The 24,917-nt window shown below is 65.0% G+C and carries 20 protein-coding genes; 18 read left to right on the top strand and 2 right to left on the bottom strand.

The annotated features are described in order from the left end of the window. The first annotated feature begins 2 nt into the window (after positions 1–2). From ftsL to ACHFB9_RS15450, 15 genes are all read left to right on the top strand, one after another. Positions 3–278 carry a cell division protein FtsL gene (gene ftsL / locus ACHFB9_RS15520; protein ID WP_417068334.1) on the top strand — a complete coding sequence of 92 codons (276 nt, stop codon included), beginning with the start codon at positions 3–5 and terminating at the stop codon, positions 276–278. Beyond that, a complete protein-coding gene (locus ACHFB9_RS15515) occupies positions 275–2,017 on the top strand; it encodes a peptidoglycan D,D-transpeptidase FtsI family protein (RefSeq protein ID WP_417068332.1) in 1,743 nt (580 codons plus the stop codon). Before ftsL ends, ACHFB9_RS15515 begins: the two co-directional genes overlap by 4 nt. Next, positions 2,017–3,522, top strand: a complete 1,506-nt coding sequence (locus ACHFB9_RS15510; protein ID WP_417068330.1) for a UDP-N-acetylmuramoyl-L-alanyl-D-glutamate--2,6-diaminopimelate ligase — start codon at positions 2,017–2,019, stop codon at positions 3,520–3,522. Before ACHFB9_RS15515 ends, ACHFB9_RS15510 begins: the two co-directional genes overlap by 1 nt. Beyond that, positions 3,519–4,886, top strand: coding sequence for a UDP-N-acetylmuramoyl-tripeptide--D-alanyl-D-alanine ligase (locus ACHFB9_RS15505; RefSeq protein ID WP_417068328.1), 1,368 nt, complete (start codon positions 3,519–3,521; stop codon positions 4,884–4,886). The genes ACHFB9_RS15510 and ACHFB9_RS15505 overlap by 4 nt, the downstream gene beginning before the upstream one ends. Before the next feature lie 80 nt (positions 4,887–4,966). After that, complete coding sequence (mraY, locus tag ACHFB9_RS15500) at positions 4,967–6,055, top strand: phospho-N-acetylmuramoyl-pentapeptide-transferase (protein WP_417068327.1); 1,089 nt, start codon at positions 4,967–4,969, stop codon at positions 6,053–6,055. Beyond that, a complete protein-coding gene (murD, locus tag ACHFB9_RS15495; protein WP_417068325.1) occupies positions 6,052–7,437 on the top strand; it encodes a UDP-N-acetylmuramoyl-L-alanine--D-glutamate ligase in 1,386 nt (461 codons plus the stop codon). Before mraY ends, murD begins: the two co-directional genes overlap by 4 nt. 92 nt (positions 7,438–7,529) lie before the next feature. Then, positions 7,530–8,678 carry a putative lipid II flippase FtsW gene (gene ftsW / locus ACHFB9_RS15490; protein WP_417071411.1) on the top strand — a complete coding sequence of 383 codons (1,149 nt, stop codon included), beginning with the start codon at positions 7,530–7,532 and terminating at the stop codon, positions 8,676–8,678. Next, on the top strand, positions 8,675–9,754 hold the full coding sequence (murG, locus tag ACHFB9_RS15485) for an undecaprenyldiphospho-muramoylpentapeptide beta-N-acetylglucosaminyltransferase (protein ID WP_417068323.1): 1,080 nt from the start codon (positions 8,675–8,677) through the stop codon (positions 9,752–9,754). Before ftsW ends, murG begins: the two co-directional genes overlap by 4 nt. 79 nt (positions 9,755–9,833) lie before the next feature. Continuing rightward, positions 9,834–11,225, top strand: a complete 1,392-nt coding sequence (gene murC, locus ACHFB9_RS15480) for a UDP-N-acetylmuramate--L-alanine ligase (protein WP_417068322.1) — start codon at positions 9,834–9,836, stop codon at positions 11,223–11,225. 14 nt (positions 11,226–11,239) lie between these two features. Further along, positions 11,240–12,148 (top strand): D-alanine--D-alanine ligase, encoded by a 909-nt coding sequence (locus ACHFB9_RS15475; RefSeq protein WP_417068320.1) that lies wholly within the window; start codon positions 11,240–11,242, stop codon positions 12,146–12,148. Then, positions 12,141–12,965 carry a cell division protein FtsQ/DivIB gene (locus ACHFB9_RS15470; protein ID WP_417068319.1) on the top strand — a complete coding sequence of 275 codons (825 nt, stop codon included), beginning with the start codon at positions 12,141–12,143 and terminating at the stop codon, positions 12,963–12,965. Before ACHFB9_RS15475 ends, ACHFB9_RS15470 begins: the two co-directional genes overlap by 8 nt. Continuing rightward, the gene (ftsA, locus tag ACHFB9_RS15465; RefSeq protein ID WP_417068317.1) at positions 12,962–14,191 is read left to right on the top strand and encodes a cell division protein FtsA; all 1,230 of its coding nucleotides are present in this window, start codon (positions 12,962–12,964) and stop codon (positions 14,189–14,191) included. Before ACHFB9_RS15470 ends, ftsA begins: the two co-directional genes overlap by 4 nt. 144 nt (positions 14,192–14,335) lie before the next feature. Continuing rightward, entirely contained in the window at positions 14,336–15,478 is a 1,143-nt protein-coding gene (ftsZ, locus tag ACHFB9_RS15460; RefSeq protein ID WP_417068315.1) for a cell division protein FtsZ, read from the top strand. Positions 15,479–15,642: 164 nt separating this feature from the next. Continuing rightward, entirely contained in the window at positions 15,643–16,560 is a 918-nt protein-coding gene (gene lpxC, locus ACHFB9_RS15455) for a UDP-3-O-acyl-N-acetylglucosamine deacetylase (RefSeq protein WP_417068313.1), read from the top strand. 1 nt (position 16,561) lies between these two features. Then, complete coding sequence (locus ACHFB9_RS15450; protein WP_417068312.1) at positions 16,562–16,750, top strand: hypothetical protein; 189 nt, start codon at positions 16,562–16,564, stop codon at positions 16,748–16,750. A gap of 59 nt (positions 16,751–16,809) precedes the next feature. Here ACHFB9_RS15450 and ACHFB9_RS15445 read toward each other — a convergent pair whose 3' ends face one another. Beyond that, positions 16,810–17,301: a DciA family protein gene (locus ACHFB9_RS15445; RefSeq protein WP_417068311.1), complete on the bottom strand. Its 492-nt coding sequence runs from the start codon at positions 17,299–17,301 to the stop codon at positions 16,810–16,812. A gap of 25 nt (positions 17,302–17,326) precedes the next feature. Here ACHFB9_RS15445 and secA point away from each other — a divergent pair, with 25 nt between their 5' ends. The 3 genes from secA to ACHFB9_RS15430 all read left to right on the top strand — a co-directional run bounded on the left by secA (position 17,327) and on the right by ACHFB9_RS15430 (position 21,935). Beyond that, positions 17,327–20,044, top strand: coding sequence for a preprotein translocase subunit SecA (gene secA, locus ACHFB9_RS15440; protein WP_417068310.1), 2,718 nt, complete (start codon positions 17,327–17,329; stop codon positions 20,042–20,044). 125 nt (positions 20,045–20,169) lie between these two features. After that, a complete protein-coding gene (locus ACHFB9_RS15435) occupies positions 20,170–21,219 on the top strand; it encodes an NADP(H)-dependent aldo-keto reductase (protein ID WP_417068308.1) in 1,050 nt (349 codons plus the stop codon). A gap of 134 nt (positions 21,220–21,353) precedes the next feature. Next, a complete protein-coding gene (locus ACHFB9_RS15430) occupies positions 21,354–21,935 on the top strand; it encodes a response regulator (RefSeq protein ID WP_417068307.1) in 582 nt (193 codons plus the stop codon). A gap of 88 nt (positions 21,936–22,023) precedes the next feature. On the opposite strand, the gene gcvP is transcribed toward ACHFB9_RS15430, so the two are convergent. Next, the gene (gcvP, locus tag ACHFB9_RS15425) at positions 22,024–24,894 is read right to left on the bottom strand and encodes an aminomethyl-transferring glycine dehydrogenase (RefSeq protein ID WP_417068305.1); all 2,871 of its coding nucleotides are present in this window, start codon (positions 24,892–24,894) and stop codon (positions 22,024–22,026) included. Positions 24,895–24,917: the final 23 nt, after the last annotated feature.

The following is a 24,917-nucleotide window of genomic DNA, read 5'->3' as shown; positions in this document are numbered from 1 at the left end:
CCATGCTGAGGGTCAACGTGGTCCTGATCGTTCTCGTACTGGCCAGCGCCCTGGGCGTCGTCGCGTCCCAGCACCAGGCGCGCAAGCTCTTCGTCGAACTCGAACGCGAGCAGACGAGAATGCATGCGCTCGAGGTCGAGTGGGGGCAGTTCCAGCTCGAACAGGGAACCTGGTCCGGCCACGTCCGGATCGAGAAGCTCGCCCGCGAGCAGCTCAAGATGCAGCCGCCGGCAGGCGAGCAGGTGATCGCCCTCGATGCGCCGGAGGCGGCGCGATGAGGAACAAGTTCACTTTCAACCACAACCCGGTGCTGTCGGAGAAGATTCCGCTGTGGCGGGCACGTTTCGTTCTGCTGATGCTGCTGGTCGCGATGGGGGCGCTGGTCGTTCGCGCGATGTGGCTGCAAGGAGTCAAGAACAACTTCCTACAGGCCAAGGGGGAGTCGCGCTACGAGCGGGTCATCGAGTTGCCGGCCACGCGGGGCCGCATCCTCGACCGCCACGGCGATGTGCTGGCGATCAGCTCGCCGGTGCGCTCGATCTGGGCGATCCCCGACGATGCCCAGCTCTCTCCGGCCCAGACCCGGCAGCTCGCAGCGCTGCTCGGACTCGATGTCGCGGAGCTGAGCCGCAAGCTTGGCAGTGACAAGGACTTCGTCTATCTGAAACGTCAGGTTCCGCCCGACCAGGCCGAGAAGATTGCGGCGCTGAACCTGCCCGGCATTCACAGCCAGACCGAATATCGCCGCTTCTATCCGACCAGCGAAGTCGCCGCCCATGTGGTCGGTTTCACCGACGTGGACGACAAGGGCCAGGAAGGCATAGAGCTCGCGTTCCAGAAGTATCTGGTCGGCCGTGCCGGGAACCGCCGCGTCATCAAGGACCGGCGGGGCCATATCGTCGAGGACGTCGATTCGATCAACAAGCCCCAGGAAGGCTCGGATGTCGATCTCGCGCTCGACGCGAAAGTCCAGTACCTCGCCTACTCGGCGCTGCAGCAGGCCGTGACGGCCAACAAGGCGAAGGCGGGCAGCGCGATCGTGCTTGATGCGCGCACCGGCGAAGTGCTCGCTCTGGTCAACAGCCCGACCTACAACCCGAACAACCGGGTGGGGCTGTCGGGTGAGCAGCTGCGCAACCGGGCGCTGACCGACACCTTCGAGCCCGGCTCGATCATGAAGCCTTTCACCGCGGCTCTGGCGATCGAGTCCGGGCGCTTCCGTCCGGATACGGTCATCAACTGCGCGCCCGGGCGGATGACGATAGGCACGGCGACGATCTCCGATTCCCATGCCCACGGCGCGCTGACCGTCGCCGAGGTGATCCAGAAGTCCTCGAACATCGGCTCGGCGAAGATGGCGCTGACGATGCCGCCCGAAGAGATGTGGCGGATGTTCGATTCGCTGCACTTTGGCACGGCGCCCAAGCTCGGCTTCCCGGGCGAAGCGGCGGGGCGTCTGCGGCCGTTCAAGTCCTGGCGGCCGATCGAGCAGGCCACGATGTCCTACGGTCACGGCATCTCGGTGACCCTGATGCAGATCGCCCAGGCCTATCTCGCCTTTGCCCGCGATGGCGACCTGATCCCGATCTCGCTGTCGAAGGTTGAGGTCGCGCCCGGCCACGGCAGCTCGGTCTTCTCGGTGAAGACCGCGCGGGCGATCCGGGGGATGCTCGAAACGGTGATCCAGCCGGGCGGAACCGCGACCCAGGCCCAGGTTCCCGGCTACCGGGTCGGCGGCAAGACCGGTACCGCCTATAAGCTCGAAGGCGGCGCCTATGTGCACAAATATGTGTCTTCATTCGTCGGGATCGGACCGATCTCGGATCCGCGCCTGATCGTCGCGGTCATGATCGATGAGCCCAACGGCGGCAAACACTTCGGTGGGGAAGTCGCCGGTCCGGTCTTCGCCCAGATCATGGGTGGGTCGCTGCGCACGCTGGGCGTCGCGGCCGATGCGCCGCTGCGCACTATGCAGGTCGCGCATGGCCAGGCCGAAGCGGCCAAGGAGGAAATGTGATGAACGCACAGGTCGAGACCCGTGCTCTGCTTGAAGAACTCGCGCGCGCCGGCGTCAAGCCCGCGCGCGTCGTCGCCGATTCGCGCGCCATCCAGTCCGGAGACCTGTTCCTGGCCTATCCGGGGGCGCGAACCGATGGCCGGCGCTTCATCGCCGATGCGATTCAACGTGGCGCGGCGGCCGTGCTGTGGGAGAAGGAAGGCTTCGCCTGGCCCGAAGAGTTCGCTCTGCCCCAGATCGGCTGCGAGAAGCTTGCGGATATCGCCGGCCAGATCGCCGATCAGGTCTATGGCTCACCTTCCGAGAAGATGCGCGTGATCGGAGTCACCGGCACCAACGGCAAGACTTCGAGCTCGCAGTGGATCGCGCGCACGCTTGCGCATCTGCACCAGCGCTGCGGCGTGATCGGCACGCTGGGCACGGGATTCCCGGGTGAGCTGGTCGAGGGGCTGAACACGACGCCAGACCCGATCTCGGTCCAGGTCGCGCTGGCGGATTTTGCGTCGCGTGGCGCGCAGGCCGTCGCGATGGAGGTCTCGTCGATTGGTCTCGATCAGGGCCGGGTCAACGGGGTGCGCTTCGATACCGCGATCCTGACCAACCTGACCCGCGATCACCTCGACTATCACCACAACATGGAAGCCTATGCGGCGGCGAAGGCCAGGCTCTTCGACTGGCCCGGGCTTCGCGTCGCGGTGCTCAACGCGGACGATCCGTTTGGCGTCGAACTGGCCCATCACCTGGCCGGAAAACTCGCCAGCGTGATCGCCTATACGACCGAAAAGGTGCTTCCCACCCTGCCCGGGAAGGTCAGGGTGCTCGCCGCGCGCAGCATCCAGGGCACGCCGACCGGAATGCGCTTCACGGTCAGCTGGCTGGGGCGCAGCGTCGAGATCGAAGCGGCGCTGGTCGGTCATTTCAACGTCAGCAATCTGCTCGCGGTGATCGCAGCGCTGCTCTCCGGCGGGCATTCGCTCGACGAAGCGCGCGAAGCGATCCTGTCCCTGACGCCGCCTCCGGGCCGGATGCAGGCGATCGGTGGCGTGATGGCGCCGCTCGTCGTCGTCGATTACGCACATACGCCCGACGCGCTCGAAAAAGCGCTGAAAGCGCTGAGGCCCACGGCCCTCGCGCGCGGCGGCAAGCTCGGCTGCGTGTTTGGTTGCGGCGGCGATCGCGATCCGGGTAAGCGCCCGATGATGGGCGAACTGGCGGCCCGGCTTGCCGATCGGGTGTATGTGACCAGCGACAACCCGCGCAGCGAGGATCCGCTCGCGATCATCAATGAAATTCTCGTCGGCGCGCCGGATGCGCGTCAGATTCCCGATCGCGCCGAGGCGATTCGTACTGCTCTGGAGTCGGCTTCGGCCGACGACGTGATCCTGATTGCAGGCAAGGGACATGAGCCTTATCAGGATGTGGCGGGCGTCAAACACCCGTTCTCCGACATCGAGCAGGCGCGCCTGGCGCTCAGATCCTGGCCCCACAGCGGAGGTGCGGCATGATGCTTTTGTCTGAACTCGCGCACGCGGTCGGTGGGCGCTTGCAGGGGGCCGATGCCTCTTTCGATTCGGTCAGCACCGATTCGCGCAAGATCGCGGCCGGTCAGCTTTTCATCGCGCTGCGCGGTGCGAACTTCGACGGCCACGCCTTCATCGAGGCGGTCGGGCAGGCCGGTGCGGCCGGCGCGATCGTCGACGAAGCCTTCACGGCTCCGAGCGAGCTGCCCCGGGTCGTCGTCGCCGACACCCGGCTCGCGCTGGGCAAACTCTCGGCCGTCTGGCGCGCGCGCTTCGCGATCCCGGTCATCGGCGTGACCGGCAGCAATGGCAAGACCAGCGTCAAGGAGATGTGCGCAGCGATTTTGCGCGCCCAGGCCCAGCTCGACGGAGTCAGCGAAGAGGGCGTGCTGGCGACCGTCGGTAACCTGAACAACGATATCGGCCTGCCGCTGATGCTGCTGCGCCTGAAGGAGACGACGCACGCCGCGGTCATCGAGATGGGCATGAACCATCCCGGCGAGATCGCCTATCTGACGCATCTGGCGCGGCCGACCGTCGCGCTCGTCAACAACGCCCAGCGTGCCCACCTCGAAGGGATGGGCGGACTCGATGCGATCGCCGCCGAAAAGGGCGAGATCTACGAAGGCCTGGGCGAGGACGGGATCGCAATCATCAACGCCGATGATTCCCATGCCGATTTCTGGCGCGAACTCAACGCGCACCGTCAGGTGCTCAGCTTCGGCCTGGACAAGAACGCCGACGTTTCGGCGAGCTACACACTGCTGGGTCTGGGGGCGCAGATCGATCTTGCGACGCCGCACGGAAACATCAGCTTTACGCTGCAGGTTCCGGGGCTGCACAACGTGCGCAATGCGACGGCCGCTGCCGCTGCCTGTATCGCCGCCGGTGTTCCGCTGCAGGCGGTGCAGCGCGGGCTGGCCGGTTTTCGCGGCACGCACGGGCGGCTTCAGGTTCAGCGCGGCGAAGCTGGCGCGATGATCCTCGATGACACTTACAATGCGAACCCCGATTCGGTTCGGGCCGGCATCGATGTGCTGGCGATGACTCCGGGTCGCAAGCTGATGGTGTTCGGCGACATGGGCGAGACCGGCGACCGGGCCGCCCAGTATCACGACGAGATCGGTGGCTACGCGAAGAGCCAGGGCATAGACCAGCTCTTCACGCTCGGTGAATACGCGGCGGTTGCGGCGCGCAACTTCGGTGAAGGCGGACAGCGCTTCAGCGAGCTCGAAGCGCTTGTCGCCGCGCTGCGCCAACAGCTCACTCCCGACACGGTCGTGCTCGTCAAGGGATCCCGTTTCATGAAGATGGAGCGGGTTGTCGAAGCGATTTCCGCCCAGGAATGAAGGATGGACCGTCGATGCGGATCGTCGGGAAGCGTGGCTTCCCGTTTTCGCATCGGCTTTGAAGAAAGTCTGAATTAGAAATGCTGCTCGAACTCGCTCTCTGGCTGGGACAAGACATCCGGACCTTCAATGTGTTCGGATACATCACGCTGCGCACGATGCTCGCAGCGCTGACCGCGCTGGTGATCTCCTTCATCTTCGGCCCCGGCGTGATCCGCTGGCTGGCTGCCAAGAAGATCGGTCAGGCCGTTCGCGACGACGGACCCAAGTCCCATCTGACCAAGGCCGGCACGCCGACGATGGGCGGAGTGCTGGTGCTGATCTCGATCGGCGTCACGACCCTGCTCTGGAGCGATCTGAAGAACCGCTACGTCTGGGTCGTGCTGGCCGTGACGCTGGGCTTCGGCATCGTCGGCTGGGTCGATGACTGGCGCAAGGTCGTCTACAAGGATCCGAAAGGACTCGCCTCGCGCTGGAAGTACCTGTGGACTTCGCTGATCGCGGCCGCGGCGGTCGCCTATCTGGGCCTGACCGCAACGACTCCCGCCCAGACCTGGCTGATCGTGCCCTTCTTCAAGTCGGTCGTGATCCCGATGAGCGTGCTGGAGTTCGTCGTCCTCGGCTACTTCGTCATCAACGGCACCAGTCACGCGGTGAACCTGACCGACGGGCTCGATGGCCTCGCGATTATGCCGACCGTGATGGTGTCGAGCGCTCTGGCGATCTTCTCCTATGTCGCCGGCCACGCGGTGTTCTCGCGCTATCTGGGCGTTCCCTACATTCCCGGCGCCGGCGAGCTGGCCGTGTTTTGCGGCGCGCTGTGCGGCGCGGGCCTCGGCTTCCTGTGGTTCAACGTCTATCCGGCCGACGTGTTCATGGGCGATGTCGGCGCTCTGGCGCTCGGCGCCGCGATGGGAACCGTCGCGATCATCGTCCGCCAGGAAGTCGTGCTCTTCATCATGGGCGGGCTCTTCGTCGCCGAAGCGCTGTCGGTGATGGTCCAGGTCGGTTATTTCCGCTACACCGGCGGCAAACGGATCTTCCGGATGGCGCCTCTGCACCACCACTACGAGCTGAGCGGCTGGAAAGAGACCCAAGTCGTCGTGCGCTTCTGGATCATCACGCTGATGCTGGTTCTGTTCGGTCTTTCGAGTCTGAAACTGCGATGAAAACGCTGAGCGATCTTCCCTGTCTGGTTCTGGGCCTCGGTGAAACGGGGCTCGCGATGGTGCGCCACCTGGCGCGTCAGGGCGCGCGCGTGCGCGTCGCCGATTCGCGTCCGCAAGCGCCGGGTGCGGATGAAGTGCGGGCAATCGCCGGCGTCGAACTGATCCTGGGTGCTTTCGACGAGCGCCTGCTCGACGGCGTCAGCCTCATCGCGATCAGCCCTGGCCTGACCCTGCGCCAGCCGCTGATCGAAGAGGCGCGCGTGCGCGGCATCGAGATCGTCGGCGAGATCGAACTCTTCGCCCGCGCTCTGGCCGCCAGCCGCAAGCCGGTCAAATTGGTCGCGATCACCGGCACGAACGGCAAGACGACGACGACGACGCTGGTCGGCGAGCTGTGCCGCGCCGCAGGTCTCGAAACATCGGTTGCTGGCAACATCAGCCCGGCCGCGCTCGCCGAATGGATTCGCCGCGAGGATTCGGGCGTGCCGGCCCAGGCCTGGGTGCTCGAACTCTCCAGCTTCCAGCTCGAAACGACGTACAGCCTCTCGCCCGATGCGGCGACTGTGCTGAACATCAGCGACGATCACCTCGACCGCTACGACGATCTCGACGACTACGCCCGCACCAAGGCCGAAGTATTCGCCCACGCCGCGGTCCAGGTGCTCAACCGCGAAGACCCCCGGGTCGCCGCGATGGCGCGCGCCGGGCTCAGGACGATTTCCTTCGGTCTCGACGCTCCGGCGTCCGCGGACGATTACGGCATCCTCGAGGTCGCTGGCGAAGCTTGGCTCGCGCGCGGCGAAAAGCCGCTGATTGCCCGCTCCCGGCTTCAGCTTGCCGGACAGCACAACGTGGCCAATGCGCTTGCTGCGCTGGCTTTGGTCCATGCGCTCGATTTGCCCGAAGAGGCCGTGCTCGAAGCGCTCGCCGCCTTCCGCGGGCTCTCGCACCGCGTCGAAGCGGTCGCTCGTCGCGCCGACGGAGTCGTGTTCTACGACGATTCGAAAGGCACGAATGTCGGCGCGACGGTCGCCGCACTCGAAGGTCTGGGCCGCAAGGTCGTGTTGATCGCCGGCGGCGACGGCAAGGGCCAGGACTTCCGGCCGCTGCGCGAGTGCTTCGCGCGGCATGCCCGCGCGGTCGTGCTGATCGGACGCGATGCCGGGCTGATCGCCGACGCGGTCGCCGGCTGCGGCGTCGAACTCGTCCCGGCCGCCGACATGGAGGCTGCGGTCGAGCTTGCCAACCGCCTCGCGACGAGCGCCGACGCGGTGATGCTCTCGCCTGCTTGCGCGAGTTTCGACATGTTCCGCAGCTACGCGCACCGCGCCCAGGTCTTCTGTGCGGCGGTTCATGCCCTTCCGGGAGTGGTCAAGCTGTGAAGATCTCCGGCTTCCTCTCCTCTCTCTTCGCCAGAACCGCGCCGTCGCTGCCGATGGGCCGGCACGCCGAAAACCGCGCGGTCGGCCGGCTGATGAGCGTGCAGCAGCAGATTCCGCGCGAGCTCGATCCGTTGCTGATCTGGTCGGTCGCCGCGCTGCTGCTGATGGGCGTCGTGATGGTGTATTCGGCGTCGATCGCGACGGCCGAAGGCAGCCGCGCCTCGGCCTATCAGCCCTCGTATTTCCTGATCCGCCACCTGATCTTCCTGGCGGTCGGCCTGTTCGCCGGAGTCGTCGTCTTCCGGATTCCGTCCGCGCGCTTGCAGAAGCTCGCCCCCGCGATCTTTGCGGTCGGCGTGGTGATGCTGATCGCGGTGCTGATCCCGCACGTCGGACGCGATGTGAACGGTGCGCGGCGCTGGATCAGCTTCGGCTTCGTCAATCCCCAACCGTCCGAGCTGATGAAGTTCGCGGTTGCGCTCTATGCGGCCGACTACACGAGCCGCAAACAGGCGGACATGAAGAGTTTCTGGCGCGGCTTCATGCCGCTCGCCTTCGTGATCCTCTTCGTCGGTGCGCTATTGCTGCGCGAACCGGACTTCGGCGCCTTCGTCGTGATCACTGCGATCGCGTTCGGCATCCTCTTCCTCGGCGGCATCCGGGCCAGGATCTTCGCGCTGCTGATCGTCGTTGCAGTGATCGGCTTCATCCTGCTGATCTGGCTCTCGCCCTACCGGCGCGAGCGCATCCTCGGCTTCATGGACCCGTGGCAGGACCCGCTCGGCAAGGGGTATCAGCTCTCCCACGCGCTGATCGCATTCGGACGCGGCGAGTGGACCGGTGTGGGCCTGGGGGCCAGCATCGAGAAGCTCTTCTATCTGCCTGAAGCGCACACGGACTTCCTGCTCGCTGTGATCGCCGAGGAACTCGGCTTCATCGGTGTCGCGACCGTCGTCGCGCTGTTCGCGATCATCGTCCATCGCGCTTTCGCGATCGCCCGCAACGCCCATCTTCTCGATCGCCACTTCGCCGGTCTTTCGGCTCAGGGACTGGGAATCTGGCTGGGCGTCCAGGCCTTCATCAACATGGGGGTCAATATGGGGCTTCTGCCGACCAAAGGGCTGACGCTGCCGCTGATGAGCTTCGGCGGCTCCGGCATCCTCGCCAACTGTGTCGCGCTGGCCGTGCTGCTGCGTATCGACTGGGAAAACCGCCAGCTCGCCCGGGGAGGTCGTCCATGAAGGCGCCGACCCTGATGGTGATGGCCGGTGGCACAGGTGGCCACATCTACCCTGGAATCGCGGTCGCCGAAGCGCTGCGCGCGCGCGGCTGGAAAATCGCGTGGCTGGGCAATCCCGACGGGATGGAAGCCCGCCTCGTGCCGGCGCGAGGCTATGAGATGGCCTGGGTCCGCTTCTCGGCGCTGCGCGGCAAGGGGGTTGTCCGCAAGCTGTTGTTGCCGCTGAACCTGCTCTCGGGCTTCTGGCAGGCGCTTCGCGCGATGCGCCGGATCCGCCCCGACGTCGTGATCGGTATGGGCGGCTATGTCAGCTTTCCGGGCGGCATGATGGCGGTGCTGCTCGGTCGCAAACTCGTCGTCCATGAACAGAATTCGATTGCCGGGCTCGCCAATCGTGTGCTTGCGCGCGTCGCCGACCGCGTCGTCAGCGGCTTTCCCGGCGTGCTGCCGAAAGCGCAGTGGGTTGGCAATCCGGTGCGCCGCGAGATCGCCGAGTTGCCCGCGCCCTGTGAGCGCTTCAAGGGGCGGACCGGGCCTCTGCGCATTCTCGTCGTTGGCGGCAGCCTGGGCGCTTCGGCGCTGAACGAAGCGGTGCCGCGCGCGATCGCGAGCCTGCCCGTCGACCAGCGTCCGACCGTGATTCATCAGTCGGGTGAGCGTCACATCGAGGCGCTGCGCCGCGTCTATGCCGAGGCCGGAGTCGAAGGCGACCTGCGACCCTTCATCGACGACATGGCCGCCGCCTATGCCGAAGCGGATCTGGTGATCTGCCGGGCCGGCGCACTGACGATCGCCGAGCTCGCTGCGGCGGGCGTCGCGAGCATCCTCGTGCCCTACCCGCACGCGGTCGATGATCACCAGAGTGGTAACGCGCGCTTCCTGTCCGAGCGAGGCGCGGCTTGGCTGCTGCCGCAGAGCGAGCTGTCAGCCGGGGCCCTGGCCGAGCGCCTGCGCGCGACTTCGCGCGAAGAGCTCTTCCGTATGGCCGAAGCTGCCCGTGATGCCGCGCGCGCCGATGCGGCCGGAGAGGTCGCCGGGTTGTGCGAAGCGCTCGCGGGACGGGGAGGGCGGTCATGAACTTCGCTGGACATCATTCTTTGCAGAAATCAGGAATTACGGACGTGAGCAATAGCGATTTCGCGCCGGGAGGCCGGGCATGAAACACAAGATCAGACGCATTCACTTCGTTGGAATCGGCGGGGCCGGCATGAGCGGCATCGCCGAGGTGCTGGTCAATCTGGGCTACCAGGTAAGCGGTTCGGATCTGGCCGACAGCGCCGTGACTCGTCGCCTCGCCGGCATGGGCGTGCGTGTCGCAACCGGTCACGCGGCCGAAAACGTCGCTGATGCCGATGCGATCGTCACTTCGACCGCGGTCCAGCATGACAACCCCGAAGTGCGTGCCGCGCGCGAACGCGACATTCCGATCGTGCCGCGGGCCCAGATGCTCGCCGAGCTGATGAGGCTCAAGCAGGGCATCGCGATCGCCGGAACGCATGGCAAGACAACGACGACCAGCCTCGTCGCGAGCGTACTCGCCGAGGGCGGACTCGATCCGACCTTCGTGATCGGTGGCCGGCTCAATTCGGCCGGCGCGAACGCACGCCTCGGTACGGGCGAATTCCTCGTCGCCGAAGCCGACGAATCGGACGCGTCCTTCCTGCTGCTGAACCCGGTGATCTCGGTCGTCACGAACATCGATGCCGACCACATGGAGACCTATGGTCACGATTTCGCGCGGCTCAAGCAGTCCTTCGTCGATTTCCTGAACCGCCTGCCCTTTTATGGCGTCGCGGTGCTCTGCGTCGACAACCCGAATGTGCGCGAGATCCTGCCCTTCGTCTCGAAGCAGGTGGTCCGCTATGGCTTGTCGCCTGACGCTCAGGTTCGCGCCGAGAACATCCGCGCCGAGAACGGGCAGATGATCTTCGATGTGGTCTGCAGCAACGGCCACATGGCCGGCCGTCAGGTCACGCTGAACCTGCCTGGCATGCACAACGTGCTGAACGCTCTGGCGACAATCGCGGTCGCCCACGAACTGGGTGTCGATGAGGACGCGATCATCCGCGCTCTGGCCGAGTTCAAGGGGGTCGGCCGCCGCTTCCAGCGCTATGGCGAGGTCGAAGCCAGCGGCGGCGGACACTTCACGCTGATCGACGACTACGGTCATCACCCGGTCGAGATGGCGGCGACGATCGCCGCCGCCCGCGGCGCCTTCCCCGGCCGCCGTCTGGTTCTGGCCTTCCAGCCCCACCGCTACAGCCGTACGCGTGACTGCTTCGAGGATTTCGTCAAGGTGCTCGGCTCGGTCGACGCGCTGCTGATGACCGAAGTCTATGCGGCGGGTGAGGCGCCGATCGTCGCGGCTGACGCGCGGACTCTGGCGCGCGCGCTGCGCCTCGCGGGAAAGATCGAGCCGGTGTTCGTCGAGAACGTCGCGGACATGGCGCAGAGCATTCGGGAAGTCGCCCGTGACGGCGATGTCGTGATCACGATGGGAGCAGGCTCGATCGGCCAGGTGCCGGGCCGGCTCGCTCCCCAGGTTTGAACGGAAGAACGAAGATGGAATTCGGAAAAGTCGCAGTCCTGATGGGCGGCAAATCGGGCGAGCGCGAGATCTCGCTGATCTCGGGCAAGGCCGTGCTCGAAGCGCTGCGTTCGCGCGGCGTCGACGCGCACGCGTTCGACCCGGCCGCACGGCCGGTCTGGGATCTGGCGAAAGAGGGCTTTTCGCGGGCCTTCCTGATCCTGCACGGGCGCTTCGGCGAGGACGGAACGATTCAGGGCGCGCTGGAGACGATGGGCATTCCCTATACCGGCAGCGGCGTGATGGCTTCGGCGATCGCGATGGACAAGTGGCGCACCAAGCTCGTCTGGCAAGCTGCCGGTGTGCCGACGCCGCGTTTTCGCCTGCTCAACGCGGACACCGACTTCGCGCAAGTCGTTGCCGAGCTGGGTCTGCCGCTGTTCGTGAAGCCGGCGCGCGAAGGCTCTTCGATCGGTGTGACAAAGGTCGAATCGATCGAGGATCTGGCGGCCGCCTTCAAACTCGCCCATGAGCTCGACCCGCTCGTGATCGTCGAGGAGTTCGTCGCCGGTCAGGAGCTGACTGCTGCGGTGCTCGGCGACACGCCGCTGCCCCTGGTGCGGATCGAAGCGCCCGAAGGCAAGTACGACTACCAGAACAAGTACTTCACCGACGTCGTCCATTACCACTGCCCGTCGGGCATTCCGACCGACCGCGAAGAGGCGATCCGTGCCGCGGCGCTGACCGCCTTCCAGGTTCTCGGATGCCGGGGCTGGGCGAGGGCCGACGTGATCCTGCGCGCGGATGGCAGCTTCTCCTTCCTCGAGATGAACACTGCGCCGGGCATGACTTCGCATTCTCTGGTGCCGATGGCGGCCCGCGTCGCCGGTACGGCTTTCGAAGACCTCTGCGTCGAAATCCTCAAGGGGGCACGCCTTGGCTGAGCATCAGCCCGCTTTCGGCCGTTCGGGCGCCGCCGCGCGTGGCCGCGTGGCGGCGCGCGATACGGGCTTCTGGCACCGTCCCGAGTGGATGAACCCGGTCGCCGATGCGCTGCTGCTGGCCGCGTCGATCGCGCTCGGCTATGCCTGCGTCAAGCTTGCACTGGCCGTGCCCTGGTTCAGCTTCCGCGAAGTGGTCGTCAAGACGCCGCTCTCGCAAGTGACCCGCGCTCAGCTCGAATACGCGGCCCGCTCCGGGCTGCGCGGCAACTTCTTCAGCGTCAGCCTTGAAGATGCCCGCGGCGCTTTCGAGAAGTTGCCCTGGGTCCGCCACGCCGAGGTGCGCCGGGTCTGGCCGGGCGCGCTGGAAGTGAAGCTTGAGGAGCATGTCGCGACTGCCTACTGGAAAACCGGTGACAGCGGCGAGATGCGCCTCGTCAATCAGTATGGTGAGGTGTTCAGCGCGGCGAGCAACGCGAAGATGCCGGTGTTCTCGGGGCCCGAAGGCGGGGCCGCGCGGATTCTGACGCGTTATCGCGAGTTTTCGACCGCGCTGTCGCCTCTGCATCAGACCCTGACCGAGGTCACTCTGTCGGCGCGCGAAGCCTGGCAACTGAAGCTATCGGATGGAATGCAGCTCAATCTCGGGCGCGACCAGGCCAACGCTCCGCTCGCCGACCGACTTTCCCGTTTCGTCGCCGCATGGCCCGGGGCCAAGGACAAGCTGTCCGCGCCCGCGGTTCTTGCGGATCTGCGTTATCCCAGCGGCTTCGCTGTGCGGATGAGCGCCGCGCAGCAGACCAGCAAAGGCAAGCAATGAGCAAGGAATACAAGGATCTGATCGTCGGTCTGGACATCGGCACCTCGAAGGTGACCTGTCTGGTGGCCGAACTCAAACCCGACGGGCAACTCGAAGTGCTGGGCGCTGCATCCCAGCCTTCCAGCGGTCTGCGCAAAGGCGTCGTCGTCAATATCGACGCGACCGTCGATGCGATCTCGCGGGTCGTGCAGGAGGTCGAACTGATGGCCAACTGCAAGATTCACGATGTGTATACCGGGATCGCCGGTAGCCATATCCGCAGCTTCAACAGCAACGGAATGGTCGCGATCAAGGACAAGGAAGTGACTCCGCTCGATGTCGAGCGGGTCATCGAAGTCGCGCGGGCGATGCCCATTCCCGCCGACCAGCAGATCCTGCACATCCTGACCCAGGAATTCATCATCGACGGCCAGGACGGAGTCCGCGAGCCGATCGGGATGAGCGGGGTCAAGCTCGAAGTGAAGGTGCACATCATCACCGGAGCCGAGTCGGCCGCACAGAACCTGGTCAAGTGCGTGCGCCGTTGCGGGCTCGAAGTCGTCGATCTCGTGCTGCAGCCGCTCGCGTCGAGTTTTGCGACGCTGTCGGAGGACGAGAAAGAACTGGGCGTCTGCCTCGTCGATATCGGCGGCGGGACGACCGACATCGCGGTCTTCACCCAGGGCGCGATTCGCCATACGGCGGTGATTCCGGTCGCCGGAGATCAGATCACCAACGACATCGCAATGGCGCTGCGCACTCCGACCGCCGAGGCCGAGGAGATCAAGATCCGCTACGGCGTCGCGATGCCGGCGCTGGTCGATCCGGAAACGATGATCGAGGTGCCCAGCATCGGTGAGCGTGCCGCGCGCAAGCTCTCGCGTCAGGCGCTCGCCGACGTGATCGAACCGCGCGTCTCCGAGCTCTTCGAACTCGTCCAGGCCGAGCTGCGCCGCAGCGGTTACGAGGAATTGCTGTCGTCCGGCCTGGTGCTGACCGGAGGATCGGCGGTTCTGGCCGGAGTCGTTGAACTCGGTGAAGAGATTTTCCATGCCCCGGTGCGTATCGGTATTCCGCACTACCAGGGCAGTCTGGCGGATATGGTCTGTCATCCGCAGTATGCGAACGGTATGGGTCTGCTTTTTGAAGGAGCGGCACAGCGCCGACGGGGGCTTCAGGTCAGGGATACCCGTTCGGTCAAGCATTCGTTTCAACGCGTCATGGCATGGTTGGCGCGGAACTTTTAAGGGGGCTACGGGCTTGTTTGCAGTGTGAAACTTGCCAGTGGCATGAATTCTAGATTTAGTTGTACACTACCGGGTGCGCCCTATATTTAGGCGGGTCGTCGAACAGGACACCTGGCACCGGGTTGAACAGGAGCGATACAGACAATGTTCGAGATCAAGGAAAAGGAACCGGCTGGCACGCTGATCAAAGTGGTCGGTGTCGGCGGGGCTGGGGGCAATGCGGTCGATCACATGATCCGTGAAGGGGTCAAGGGCGTCGAATTCGTATGTGCCAATACCGACGCGCAGGCATTGCTGCGCAGCTCGGCGCCGAGCAAGATTCAGCTCGGCGACAGCGGTCTGGGGGCCGGCGCCAAGCCGGAAGCCGGACGCGCCGCGGCGCTCGATGCGCGCGACCGGATCGCCGAGGCGCTGGAAGGCGCCCATATGGTTTTCATCACGGCCGGAATGGGCGGCGGCACCGGAACCGGAGCCGCGCCCGTGGTCGCTGAAGTGGCCCGCGAAAAAGGCATCCTGACCGTCGCGGTCGTGACCAAGCCCTTCGATTTTGAGAACCGCCATCGCGTCGCCGACAGCGGCATCGAAGAGCTCGCGAAAAACGTCGACTCGCTGATCGTCGTGCTCAACGAGAAGCTGATGGAGGTCTATGGCGAGGACGCTTCGGTCGAAGAGTGCTTCCAGTCGGCCGACAACGTGCTGCGCAACGCGGTCGGCGGCATCGCCGAGATCATCAACCTGCCCGGTCTCGTCAACGTCGACTTCCAGGACGTGCGCACCGTGATGGCCGAGATGGGCCGCGCGATGATGGGCTCGGCTGAAGCGGCGGGGCTCGATCGTGCGCGCATCGCCGCCGAACAAGCCGCCTGCTGCCCGCTTCTCGAAGGGGTCGAGCTGTCCGGTGCCCGCGGCGTGCTGATCAACATCTCGGCCTCGCGTTCGCTGAAGATGAGCGAAGTTCGTGAGGCGGTGAACACCGTTCGCGCCTTCGCCCACCAGGACGCTTTCGTCATCTACGGCACCGTGTTCGAAGAGTCGATGGAGGACCGGATCCGTGTCACCGTCGTCGCCACCGGCCTCGGCGTCACGAAGGCTGCCGTTGCGCAGAAGACGCCGATGCAGGTAATCCGCACCGGTACCGACAACGTCGGCATCGAAGTCGATTACTCAGACCTCGAGCAGCCGGCGGTGATCCGTCGCCCCCATCGTCGCTCCACGGTCGAGGCGATGAGCGCAAACGGTTTCGGGACGCTGGACATCCCGGCTTTCCTGCGCAAGCAAGCCGACTGAATCGTATCGCCTCCTGTTCGGAACGCCCCGGCTCGCCGGGGCGTTTCTGTTTCTGGGCTTGGGTGCGGGCGGCGTCGGGGCTATGGGCTGGATAGACAGAGGCAATCCGGTCGTTCGATTCGCCATGCTAGAATTTCCGGCGAATCATGAACTTAGGGGTGGGGATGCTCGAGCAACGGACTCTGAAAGCGGTGGTCACGACGACGGGAGTGGGGCTGCACAGCGGTATCAAGGTGACGCTGACGCTGCGCCCGGCTGCGCCGGACACCGGGATCGTGTTCCGTCGCGTCGATCTCGATCCCGTCGTCGAGCTGCCGGCCGATCCCTATTCGGTCGTCGATACCCGGTTGTGCTCGGGCCTGCAGAACGGACCGGCGAAGGTCGGCACCGTCGAACACCTGATGTCGGCGTTCTCTGGCCTCGGCGTCGATAACGCCTACGTCGATATCGATGGGCCGGAAATCCCGATTCTCGACGGTTCGGCCGCGCCCTTCGTGTTCCTGATCCACTCGGTCGGTCTCGAAGAGCAGAAGACGGCGCGCAAGTTCGTGAAGGTATTGAAGCCGGTTGAGGTCGTTGAAGGGGATAAATGGGCGAGGTTGGAGCCTTTTGAAGGCTTTTTGCTGAACTTTGCGATCCACTTCAATCATCCGGCGATCGATCGCAGCGGCACCGAAGTGACGATAGACTTCGCGAAACAGAGCTATGTCCGCGAAGTCTCCCGGGCGCGTACTTTTGGCTTCATGCACGAAGTCGAGTACATGCGGGATAACGGGCTCGCGCGCGGGGGCAGCCTCGATAACGCGATCGTGATGGACGAGTACCGGGTGCTCAATGCCGACGGCCTGCGTTATGCGGACGAGTTCGTCAAACACAAGGTGCTCGACGCGATTGGCGATCTCTATCTGGCCGGCCATCCTCTGCTTGCCGCCTATCGCGCGAACAAGTCCGGCCACGCGCTGAACAACCAGGTTCTGCGCGCGCTGCTCTCTGACGAGAGCGCCTACGCGATCGTCAGCTTCGCCGACGACAGGGCGGTGCCCGCCCCGCTCTTGCGGGCGCTCGAACTGCAGACGGCCTGAGATGTTCGTCTTTCGCGCCGTCGCGCTGCTGATCGCGAGCGGAGTCATCGCTCTGGCCGCAGCCTGGCTCTTTACCGGCAATCCCCGCTACTTCGTGCTCGCGAAACGGTTGCTGCGCTTCGCTTTGGTCGTCGCGCTGGTCTTCTTCGGCCTTCTGGTTGCCGAACGTATCCTGCTGCCGATCCTCTGAAAGGCCTCGCCGCGAACCACACGAACCCGCGGTGAATCTCTTGTTCTTCGCTGTGGCGTTCAATCGCGGCGGATCGCCTCGGCGATCAGGTGAGCGAGCGGGCCGGCCAAAGGCGAGCGCTCGGGAAGGCTCTCGCGCAGCTTTTCCAGCTGCTCCAGAGTCGAGCCGCTCAGAGTCCGCGTTTCGACCTCGTGGTGGCGAAGCTCGGTTTTGGGGGGCCTGATCCTGACCCGGATCTCCTCGATGGCGTGGCCCTGAGTCCACAAGCCTTCGCGCAGGCGGGGCAGCAGCATCTTCAATCGGGCCGCCACGGCAGCACCGCTGACGTGGAGCGCCAGGACATGGTTCTCGCAGTTGGCGACCTGGACCGCGCCGGCCATGTAGTCCGGAAGCAGCAGATCCAGCGCGTGCTGGATCTGGCCCAGCAGGGCCGCCCGGTCCTGGAGGCGGGCGAGCGGGGAGCTGCCCCCGACGAATGCGGCAAGCGGTCGAGTGAGCGCTCTGTTGCCCTTCGGCCGGGAAGCAGGGTGCGCCCATGCTACACTTTCCACTTTGCCGCCTGAACCCTTTTTCGACATGATCGCAGGCCTTCTCAAGAAGATATTCGGTAGCCGCAACGAGCGGCTTGTTCGCCAATACATGCAGACTGTGCGCGCGATCAACGCGCTCGAGCCTGCGATCTCGGCGTTGTCGGATGAGCAGTTGCGCGCCAAGACCGAGGAATTCAAGCAGCGCGTCGCGGGAGGTGAGTCTCTGGACAAGATCCTGCCCGAAGCGTTCGCTGTTGTCCGCGAAGCGGGCAAGCGTGTCCACGGCATGCGCCACTTCGATGTTCAGCTGATCGGGGGCATGGTACTGCACTACGGCAAGATCGCCGAAATGCGCACCGGCGAAGGCAAGACCCTGGTCGCGACCCTGGCTGCCTACCTGAACGCGCTCGCCGGGAAGGGCGTCCACGTCGTCACCGTCAACGACTACCTCGCCAGCCGCGACTCGGACTGGATGGGGCGGATCTTCCGCTTCCTGGGCATGACCTGCGGCTGCAATCTGTCGCAGATGAGCCACGAGGAAAAGCGCGCCGCCTATGCGTCGGACATTACCTACGGCACGAACAACGAGTTCGGCTTCGACTACCTGCGCGACAACATGGTCTATTCGGTCGAGGATCGCGTTCAGCGCGGCCTCGCCTATGCGGTCGTCGACGAAGTCGACTCGATCCTGATCGATGAGGCGCGCACGCCGCTGATCATCTCCGGTCAGGCCGAGGACCACACCGAGCTCTACCAGAGGATGAATGCGGTCGCGCCGCTGCTGAAGAAGCAGGAAGGCGAGGACGAGAACGTCACGGTTCCCGGCGACTACACGGTCGATCTGAAGGCCCACCAGGTTCTGCTGACCGAGCAGGGCTACGAAGCGGCCGAAAACCTGCTCGCCAAAGCGGGCCTGCTCGCCGAAGGCACCAGCCTCTACGATCCGGCCAACATCCTGCTGATCCACCACCTGTACGCGGCCCTGCGCGCCCATGCGCTCTATCACCGCGACCAGCACTATGTGGTCCAGGATGGCGAAATCGTCATCGTCGACGAGTTCACCGGCCGCCTGATGGCGGGGCGCCGCTGGTCCGAAGGCTTGCACCAGGCCGTCGAAGCGAAGGAAGGCGTGCAGATCAACGCCGAGAACCAGACGCTGGCGTCGATCACCTTCCAGAATTACTTCCGGATGTACGGCAAGCTCTCCGGCATGACCGGTACCGCCGACACCGAAGCCTACGAGTTCCATCAGATCTACGGTCTCGAAACGGTCGTGATTCCGACCAACCGGCCGATGGTTCGCAAGGATGCGAACGACCTCGTCTATCGGACCGCAGCCGAGAAGCACGCCGCGATCATCGCCGACATCAAGGATTGCCACCATCGCGGTCAGCCGGTTCTGGTCGGTACGACGTCGATCGAGAATTCCGAGCTGCTGTCCCAGTTGCTCGACGAGCAAAAACTGCCTCACCAGGTTCTGAACGCGAAGCAGCACGAACGCGAAGCCCAGATCATCGTCGAGGCGGGTCGTCCCGGTGTGATCACGATCGCAACCAACATGGCCGGCCGTGGTACTGACATCGTGCTGGGGGGCAACGTCGACAGGCAGATCGCGCTTCTCAATGAGAACGCCGAGATCCCGGAAGATGAAAAGAAGGCGCAGATCGACAAGCTGCGCGCCGAGTGGCAGGGGCTGCACGACCAGGTCCTCGCGGCCGGAGGTCTGAAGATCATCGGCACCGAGCGCCATGAATCCCGCCGCATCGACAACCAGCTGCGCGGCCGTTCCGGTCGTCAGGGCGATCCGGGTGCTTCGCGCTTCTACCTGTCGCTCGAAGATCCGCTGATGAAGATCTTCGCCGGCGAGCGCCTGAACGCGATCATGGTCAGGCTCAAAATGCCCGAAGGCGAGGCGATCGAGCATAGCCTCGTGACCCGCTCGCTCGAATCGGCGCAGCGCAAGGTCGAGCAGCGCAACTTCGACATCCGCAAGCAACTGCTCGAATACGACGACGTCGCCAGCGATCAGCGCAAGGTCATCTACTCTCAGCGCGACGAGCTGCTGACCGCCGCCGACATCAGCGAGACGATCACCGCGATGCGCCAGGGCGTGCTGCACGACCTGTTCCGCACCTACGTTCCGGCCGATTCGGTCGAGGAACAGTGGGATCTGCCCGGTTTCGAGAAGGCGCTCGCGTCCGAGTACCAGCTCGAAGTTCCGGTCGCGCAGTGGAGCCACGATGATCAGAACCTGTCTGACATCGATCTGCTCCACAAGGTCATCGAGGTTGCCGAAAAGAACTACGCGGACAAGGTCGCGCAGGTCAATCTGGAAGCTTGGCAGGGTTTCGAGCGCAACGTGATGCTCAACAGCCTGGACACTCACTGGCGCGAACACCTTGCCGCACTGGATCACCTGCGCCAGGGCATACACCTGCGCGGCTATGCTCAGAAGAACCCGAAGCAGGAATACAAGCGCGAAGCGTTCGAGCTGTTCGAAGGCCTGCTCAACGTCGTCCGCGTCGAAGTGACCCGCCTGCTGCTGACGGTCAGGATCCGCTCCGAGGAACAGCTCGAAGAGGTCGAACAGCCCGAAGTCGACAACGTCCAGTACCATCACGCCGACTACGACGAAGCGCTGGCGAGCAAAGCCGAGGATGGCAAGGCCCTTCCGGCGCATGCCGGACTCAAGGTCGGCCGCAACGATCCTTGCCCCTGCGGTTCGGGCAAGAAGTACAAGCACTGTCACGGCAAGCTCAGCTGAGCGAACCTGACTTGCCAAAGACGCCGGTTTCGACCGGCGTTTTTTTTTGCCCGGGGAACTCCCGCACGGCGCTGGCGTCGCAACAAGGGCTTGGCCGTCCGCCACTGAAAGAACGAGGGAAGAGCATGCAATACCGTCCGTTGGGCCGCACTGGCCTCGAAGTCAGCGCGATCTGCCTGGGTACGATGACCTGGGGGGAACAGAACACCGAGGCTGATGCGCACGCCCAGATCGACTGTGCGTTGGCCGCCGGCGTCAATTTCATCGATACCGCTGAGATGTACCCGGTGCCTCCGCGGCCCGAAACCCAAGGCCTGACCGAGCGTTATCTCGGAACCTGGCTTGCGAAATCGGGAAAGCGGGACCGGATCATCCTTGCCAGCAAGGTCGTCGGTCCCGTCCGGAAGCCGCACAATCCTCGGCATATCCGCGGCGGCGTCAATCCGCTCGATCGCGCGAATCTGGAGGCCGCGCTCGACGCCAGCCTGCGCCGTCTGAACACCGACTACCTGGACCTCTACCAGCTGCACTGGCCCGACCGCAGCACCAACACCTTTGGGCAGCTTGGCTACCAGCACGTCAAAGGCGAGGACACGACGCCGATCGAGGAAACGCTGGCCGTGCTCGCCGACTTCGTCAAGGCCGGGAAGGTGCGCCATGTCGGCGTCTCGAACGAGACACCGTGGGGGCTCTCGCGCTATCTGAACCTGGCCGAGACACGCGGCCTGCCCCGCGTCGCGAGCATCCAGAATCCCTACAGCCTGTTGAACCGCACTTTCGAGATCGGCCTCTCCGAGATCGCGCTGCGCGAAGAGGCGGGCCTGCTCGCCTATTCGCCGTTGGGCTTTGGCGTGCTGAGCGGCAAGTATCTCGACGGAGCCCGTCCCGCCGGGGCCAGGCTCAGCCTGTTCGAGCGCTTCCAGCGATACAGCAGCGAGAACACCGGCCGGGCGGTCGCCGCCTATGTCGATCTCGCGCGCCGCCACGGCCTGGATCCCGCGCAGATGGCGCTCGCTTTTGTCACGTCGCGCGACTTCGTGACCAGCAATATCATCGGCGCGACGACGCTGGAGCAGCTCGAAAGCAACCTCGCCAGCGCCGACCTCGCGCTGTCGGCTGAGCTCGTCGCTGGCATCGAAGCGATTCACCAACGCATCCCCAATCCCGCGCCCTGAATCGCGCCGTTTTCCGCCCGTCGTTTTCGAAGCCGGTTTTTAATGCTATATGGGCAAGTCCGCATTCCGGGAGTACTCTTTTGTCATCGCGGCGCGATTCTGGCGCCGCTCGGAACAAGGAAGCGGTGTACATCATGGGCATCATCGGTCGTTTGAACAGACTGCTCGGCAAGTCCGGGCCTCCCCCGACGGAGCCTGCCGGGGATCAGAAGGGGGAAGAGCCCGTCCGGGCCGATAGACGCAGACAAGAGCGCGTCGATGCGCGGGCGGGAACCCGGGTTCTGATCATCGACGATTCGCCGACGATCATCGCCGCATTGAGAAAATTCCTGCGTACGGCCGGCTTCAAGACCTTCGAGGCTCTCGATGCCGAAAGCGGGATTGCGGTCGCGCGGCGCGAGAAACCCGAGCTGATCTTCCTCGACATCGTGCTGCCCGGAATGAACGGCTTTGCCGCGCTGCGTACGCTGCGCCGCGATCCCGAGCTGCGCGGAATTCCGGTCATCATGATGAGCGGCAACGAACAGGCCACCGAGCAGTTCTTCGGTAGCCGCATCGGCGCCGACGACTTCATGAAGAAACCCTTCTCCCGCGAGGAAGTCTTTGCCCGGATCGCTCGTCTGCTCGACGAAGACCGGATTCCCCGCCGGGCTCTCCGGACCGCTGAGCAGGGGGGCGAGGCCGGCGCGGATGCCGCCGGCTCCGCGCCGGCCTGAACGAAGCGGGCAGCCATCTTGCCGGCTTGAAAGAACAAAGGGCCGCCCGATGGGCGGCCCTTTCGCTGTCCGGCGGGGAAGCCCGCCTTTACGCTTCGTAATCCTCGACCGGCGCGCAGGAGCAGAACAGGTGACGGTCGCCATAGACGTCGTCGATCCGGTTCACGCTGGGCCAGAACTTGTTCGCGGCGACGTAAGGCAGCGGGAAGACCGCCTCTTCGCGCGAGTAAGGTCGGTTCCATTCGCCGACCAGGTCGGCCTGGGTGTGCGGCGCGCCCTTGAGCGGATTCGCGTCGGCGCTCCATTCTCCTGCCTCGACCTTGCGGATCTCGGCGCGGATCGCGCGCATCGCGGCGATGAAGCGGTCGAGTTCGGCCTTCGACTCCGACTCGGTCGGTTCGACCATGATCGTCCCGGCGACCGGGAAGGAGATCGTTGGCGCGTGGAAGCCGTAGTCCATCAGCCGCTTCGCGATGTCGGTCTCGGTGATGCCGCTGGCGGCCTTGATCGGACGGATGTCGAAGATGGCCTCGTGCGCGACCCGGTCGTGGCTGCCCCGGTAGAGGATCGGGAAATCGGCGGCCAGCCCGGACGCGACATAGTTCGCGTTGAGGATCGCGATCTCGGTCGCGCTCTTCAGGCCCTTGGCCCCCATCATCGTGATGTACATCCACGAGATCGGCAGGATGGACGCGGAGCCGAAAGGCGCGGCGGTTGTCGCGCCCTGGCCGGCATTGACACGGGTCTGCGGACCGGTTGGCGCGACCGCATGGTCGGCCGCGTAGGGCGCCATGTGCGCGGCGAGCGCGATCGGCCCCATGCCGGGGCCGCCGCCGCCGTGCGGAACGCAAAAGGTCTTGTGCAGGTTCAGGTGGCAGACGTCGGCGCCGATCGTGGCCGGCGAAGTCAGGCCGACCTGGGCGTTCATGTTCGCGCCGTCCATATAGACCTGGCCGCCGTTGGCATGGACGATCGCGCAGATCTCGCTGACCGCTTCCTCGAACACGCCGTGCGTCGACGGGTAGGTGATCATCAGTGCGGCGAGCCGGTCGCGGTACTGCTCGGCCTTCGCTTTGAGATCGTCGATCGCGATGTTGCCCATCTCGTCGCAGTCGACGACGACGACTTCGAGTCCGCACAGGTGGGCGCTGGCCGGGTTTGTGCCGTGCGCGGATTTCGGGATCAGGCAGACATCGCGGTGGGCCTGGCCCTGCGCTTCGTGGTAGCGGCGGATCGCGACGAGGCCGGTATATTCACCCTGGGCGCCGGAGTTCGGCTGCATGCAGATCGCCGGGAAGCCGGTCACGACCTTCAGGTAGTCGGAGAGCCCTTCGATCATCTCGAGGTAGCCGGCTGCCTGCTCGCGGGGCACGAAGGGGTGGATGTCGCCGAACTCGGGCCAGGTGATCGGGATCATCTCGCTGGTCGCGTTGAGCTTCATCGTGCAGGAACCCAGCGAGATCATCGAGTGGTCGAGCGCGAGGTCGCGGTTCTGCAGCCTCTTCAGATAGCGCAGCATCTCGTGCTCGGTGTGGTAGCGATGGAAAACCGGGTGGGTCAGGATCGCATCGCGCCGCAGCAGCGCGTCGGGCAGCGTCGGCGCGGTTTCGTCGAGCGCGGCGAGGTCGGCGTTAGTGCCGAAGAGCGCGAGCAGCGCCTGCAGGTCTTCGCGCGTCGTCTTCTCATCGAAGGACACACCCAGAACATCCGCCGAGACATGGCGCAGGTTGTAGCCGGCCGCGAGCGCCGCCCGATGGATCACTGCGGTCTTGTCGGCGGTCGCGATGTCCAGCGTGTCAAAGAAAGTCCCGGTTTTCAGAGCGTAGCCCGCGTCCTTCAGGGCCTGCGCGAAGATCGAGGTGAAACGGTGGATCCGCGTCGCGATCGTCCTGAGCCCTTCGGGGCCGTGCCAGACCGCGTACATGCCGGCCATGTTGGCGAGCAGCACCTGAGAGGTGCAGAGGTTGGAGTTGGCCTTCTCGCGGCGGATGTGCTGTTCGCGGGTCTGCAGCGCCATGCGCAGCGCCTTGTTGCCGCGCGCGTCGATCGACACGCCGATGATACGGCCGGGCACCGCGCGCTTGTGCTCATCGCGGGTCGCGAAGAAGGCTGCGTGCGGGCCGCCGAAGCCCATCGGCACGCCAAAACGCTGCGCGGAGCCGAGTGCGATGTCCGCACCCATTGCGCCGGGCGACTTGAGTAGCACGAGGGCCATCAGGTCGGAGGCGACGGCGACGATTGCGCCCTTCGCGCGCAACGCGGAAATCGTCGCGGAGAGATCGCGCACTTCGCCGTGCTTGTCCGGGTACTGGAGCAGCGCGCCGAAGACATCGTGCTGGTCGGCGTCCTGAGCGGCTCCGAACACGAGGTCGAGACCCAGGTACTTGGCGCGGGTCTTCACGACATCAATGGTCTGCGGGAAGGCGGCGTTGTCGACGAAGAAAGTGTTCGACTTCGCTTTCGAGGCGCGCCTGGCCATCGCCATCGCTTCGGCGGCGGCGGTCGCCTCGTCGAGCAAGGATGCGTTGGCAAGCGGCAGTCCGGTCAGATCGATCACCATCTGCTGCCAGTTCAGCAGCGCTTCGAGCCGGCCTTGGGAAACTTCGGCCTGATAAGGCGTGTAGGCGGTGTACCAGCCCGGGTTTTCGAGCACGTTGCGCAGGATGACGCGGGGCAGCAGCGTGTCGTAATAGCCCAGGCCGATCAGCGAGCGCTTGAGCTGGTTCTTGCCGGCGATCGCTTTGAGGCGGGCGAGCGCTTCGTGTTCGGGGACCGGCTCGGCCAGAGCGAGCGGGGCGGCGAGGCGGATGCCGGCCGGCACGGTCTGGTCGATCAGCGCGTCGAGCGAGGCGGCGCCGATGGCTTTGCACATCGTGGCGGTCTCGGTGGCGTTCGAGCCGAGATGGCGGGCTATGAATTCATCGCGCTGTTCGAGCGCGGAAAGCGGGATCTTTTGCATGGTCGATTCTGTCCGGATGCAGT

Source organism: Niveibacterium terrae, from assembly GCF_048213115.1.
Taxonomy (GTDB): Bacteria; Pseudomonadota; Gammaproteobacteria; order Burkholderiales; family Rhodocyclaceae; genus Niveibacterium; species Niveibacterium terrae.
This window is presented reverse-complemented; position numbering and strand designations above follow the sequence as displayed.

Excerpts from the sequence above, each read along its gene's own strand:
- murD (WP_417068325.1), top strand. The coding sequence starts at position 6,052 with ATGAAAACGCTGAGCGATCTTCCCTGTCTGGTTCTGGGCCTCGGTGAA.
- secA (WP_417068310.1), top strand. The coding sequence starts at position 17,327 with ATGATCGCAGGCCTTCTCAAGAAGATATTCGGTAGCCGCAACGAGCGG.
- gcvP (WP_417068305.1), bottom strand. The coding sequence starts at position 24,894 with ATGCAAAAGATCCCGCTTTCCGCGCTCGAACAGCGCGATGAATTCATA.
- ACHFB9_RS15475 (WP_417068320.1), top strand. The coding sequence starts at position 11,240 with ATGGAATTCGGAAAAGTCGCAGTCCTGATGGGCGGCAAATCGGGCGAG.
- ACHFB9_RS15510 (WP_417068330.1), top strand. The coding sequence starts at position 2,017 with ATGAACGCACAGGTCGAGACCCGTGCTCTGCTTGAAGAACTCGCGCGC.
- ACHFB9_RS15450 (WP_417068312.1), top strand. The coding sequence starts at position 16,562 with ATGTTCGTCTTTCGCGCCGTCGCGCTGCTGATCGCGAGCGGAGTCATC.
- ftsZ (WP_417068315.1), top strand. The coding sequence starts at position 14,336 with ATGTTCGAGATCAAGGAAAAGGAACCGGCTGGCACGCTGATCAAAGTG.
- ftsW (WP_417071411.1), top strand. The coding sequence starts at position 7,530 with ATGAGCGTGCAGCAGCAGATTCCGCGCGAGCTCGATCCGTTGCTGATC.
- ftsA (WP_417068317.1), top strand. The coding sequence starts at position 12,962 with ATGAGCAAGGAATACAAGGATCTGATCGTCGGTCTGGACATCGGCACC.
- murG (WP_417068323.1), top strand. The coding sequence starts at position 8,675 with ATGAAGGCGCCGACCCTGATGGTGATGGCCGGTGGCACAGGTGGCCAC.
- ftsL (WP_417068334.1), top strand. The coding sequence starts at position 3 with ATGCTGAGGGTCAACGTGGTCCTGATCGTTCTCGTACTGGCCAGCGCC.
- ACHFB9_RS15435 (WP_417068308.1), top strand. The coding sequence starts at position 20,170 with ATGCAATACCGTCCGTTGGGCCGCACTGGCCTCGAAGTCAGCGCGATC.
- lpxC (WP_417068313.1), top strand. The coding sequence starts at position 15,643 with ATGCTCGAGCAACGGACTCTGAAAGCGGTGGTCACGACGACGGGAGTG.
- mraY (WP_417068327.1), top strand. The coding sequence starts at position 4,967 with ATGCTGCTCGAACTCGCTCTCTGGCTGGGACAAGACATCCGGACCTTC.
- ACHFB9_RS15515 (WP_417068332.1), top strand. The coding sequence starts at position 275 with ATGAGGAACAAGTTCACTTTCAACCACAACCCGGTGCTGTCGGAGAAG.
- murC (WP_417068322.1), top strand. The coding sequence starts at position 9,834 with ATGAAACACAAGATCAGACGCATTCACTTCGTTGGAATCGGCGGGGCC.
- ACHFB9_RS15430 (WP_417068307.1), top strand. The coding sequence starts at position 21,354 with ATGGGCATCATCGGTCGTTTGAACAGACTGCTCGGCAAGTCCGGGCCT.
- ACHFB9_RS15505 (WP_417068328.1), top strand. The coding sequence starts at position 3,519 with ATGATGCTTTTGTCTGAACTCGCGCACGCGGTCGGTGGGCGCTTGCAG.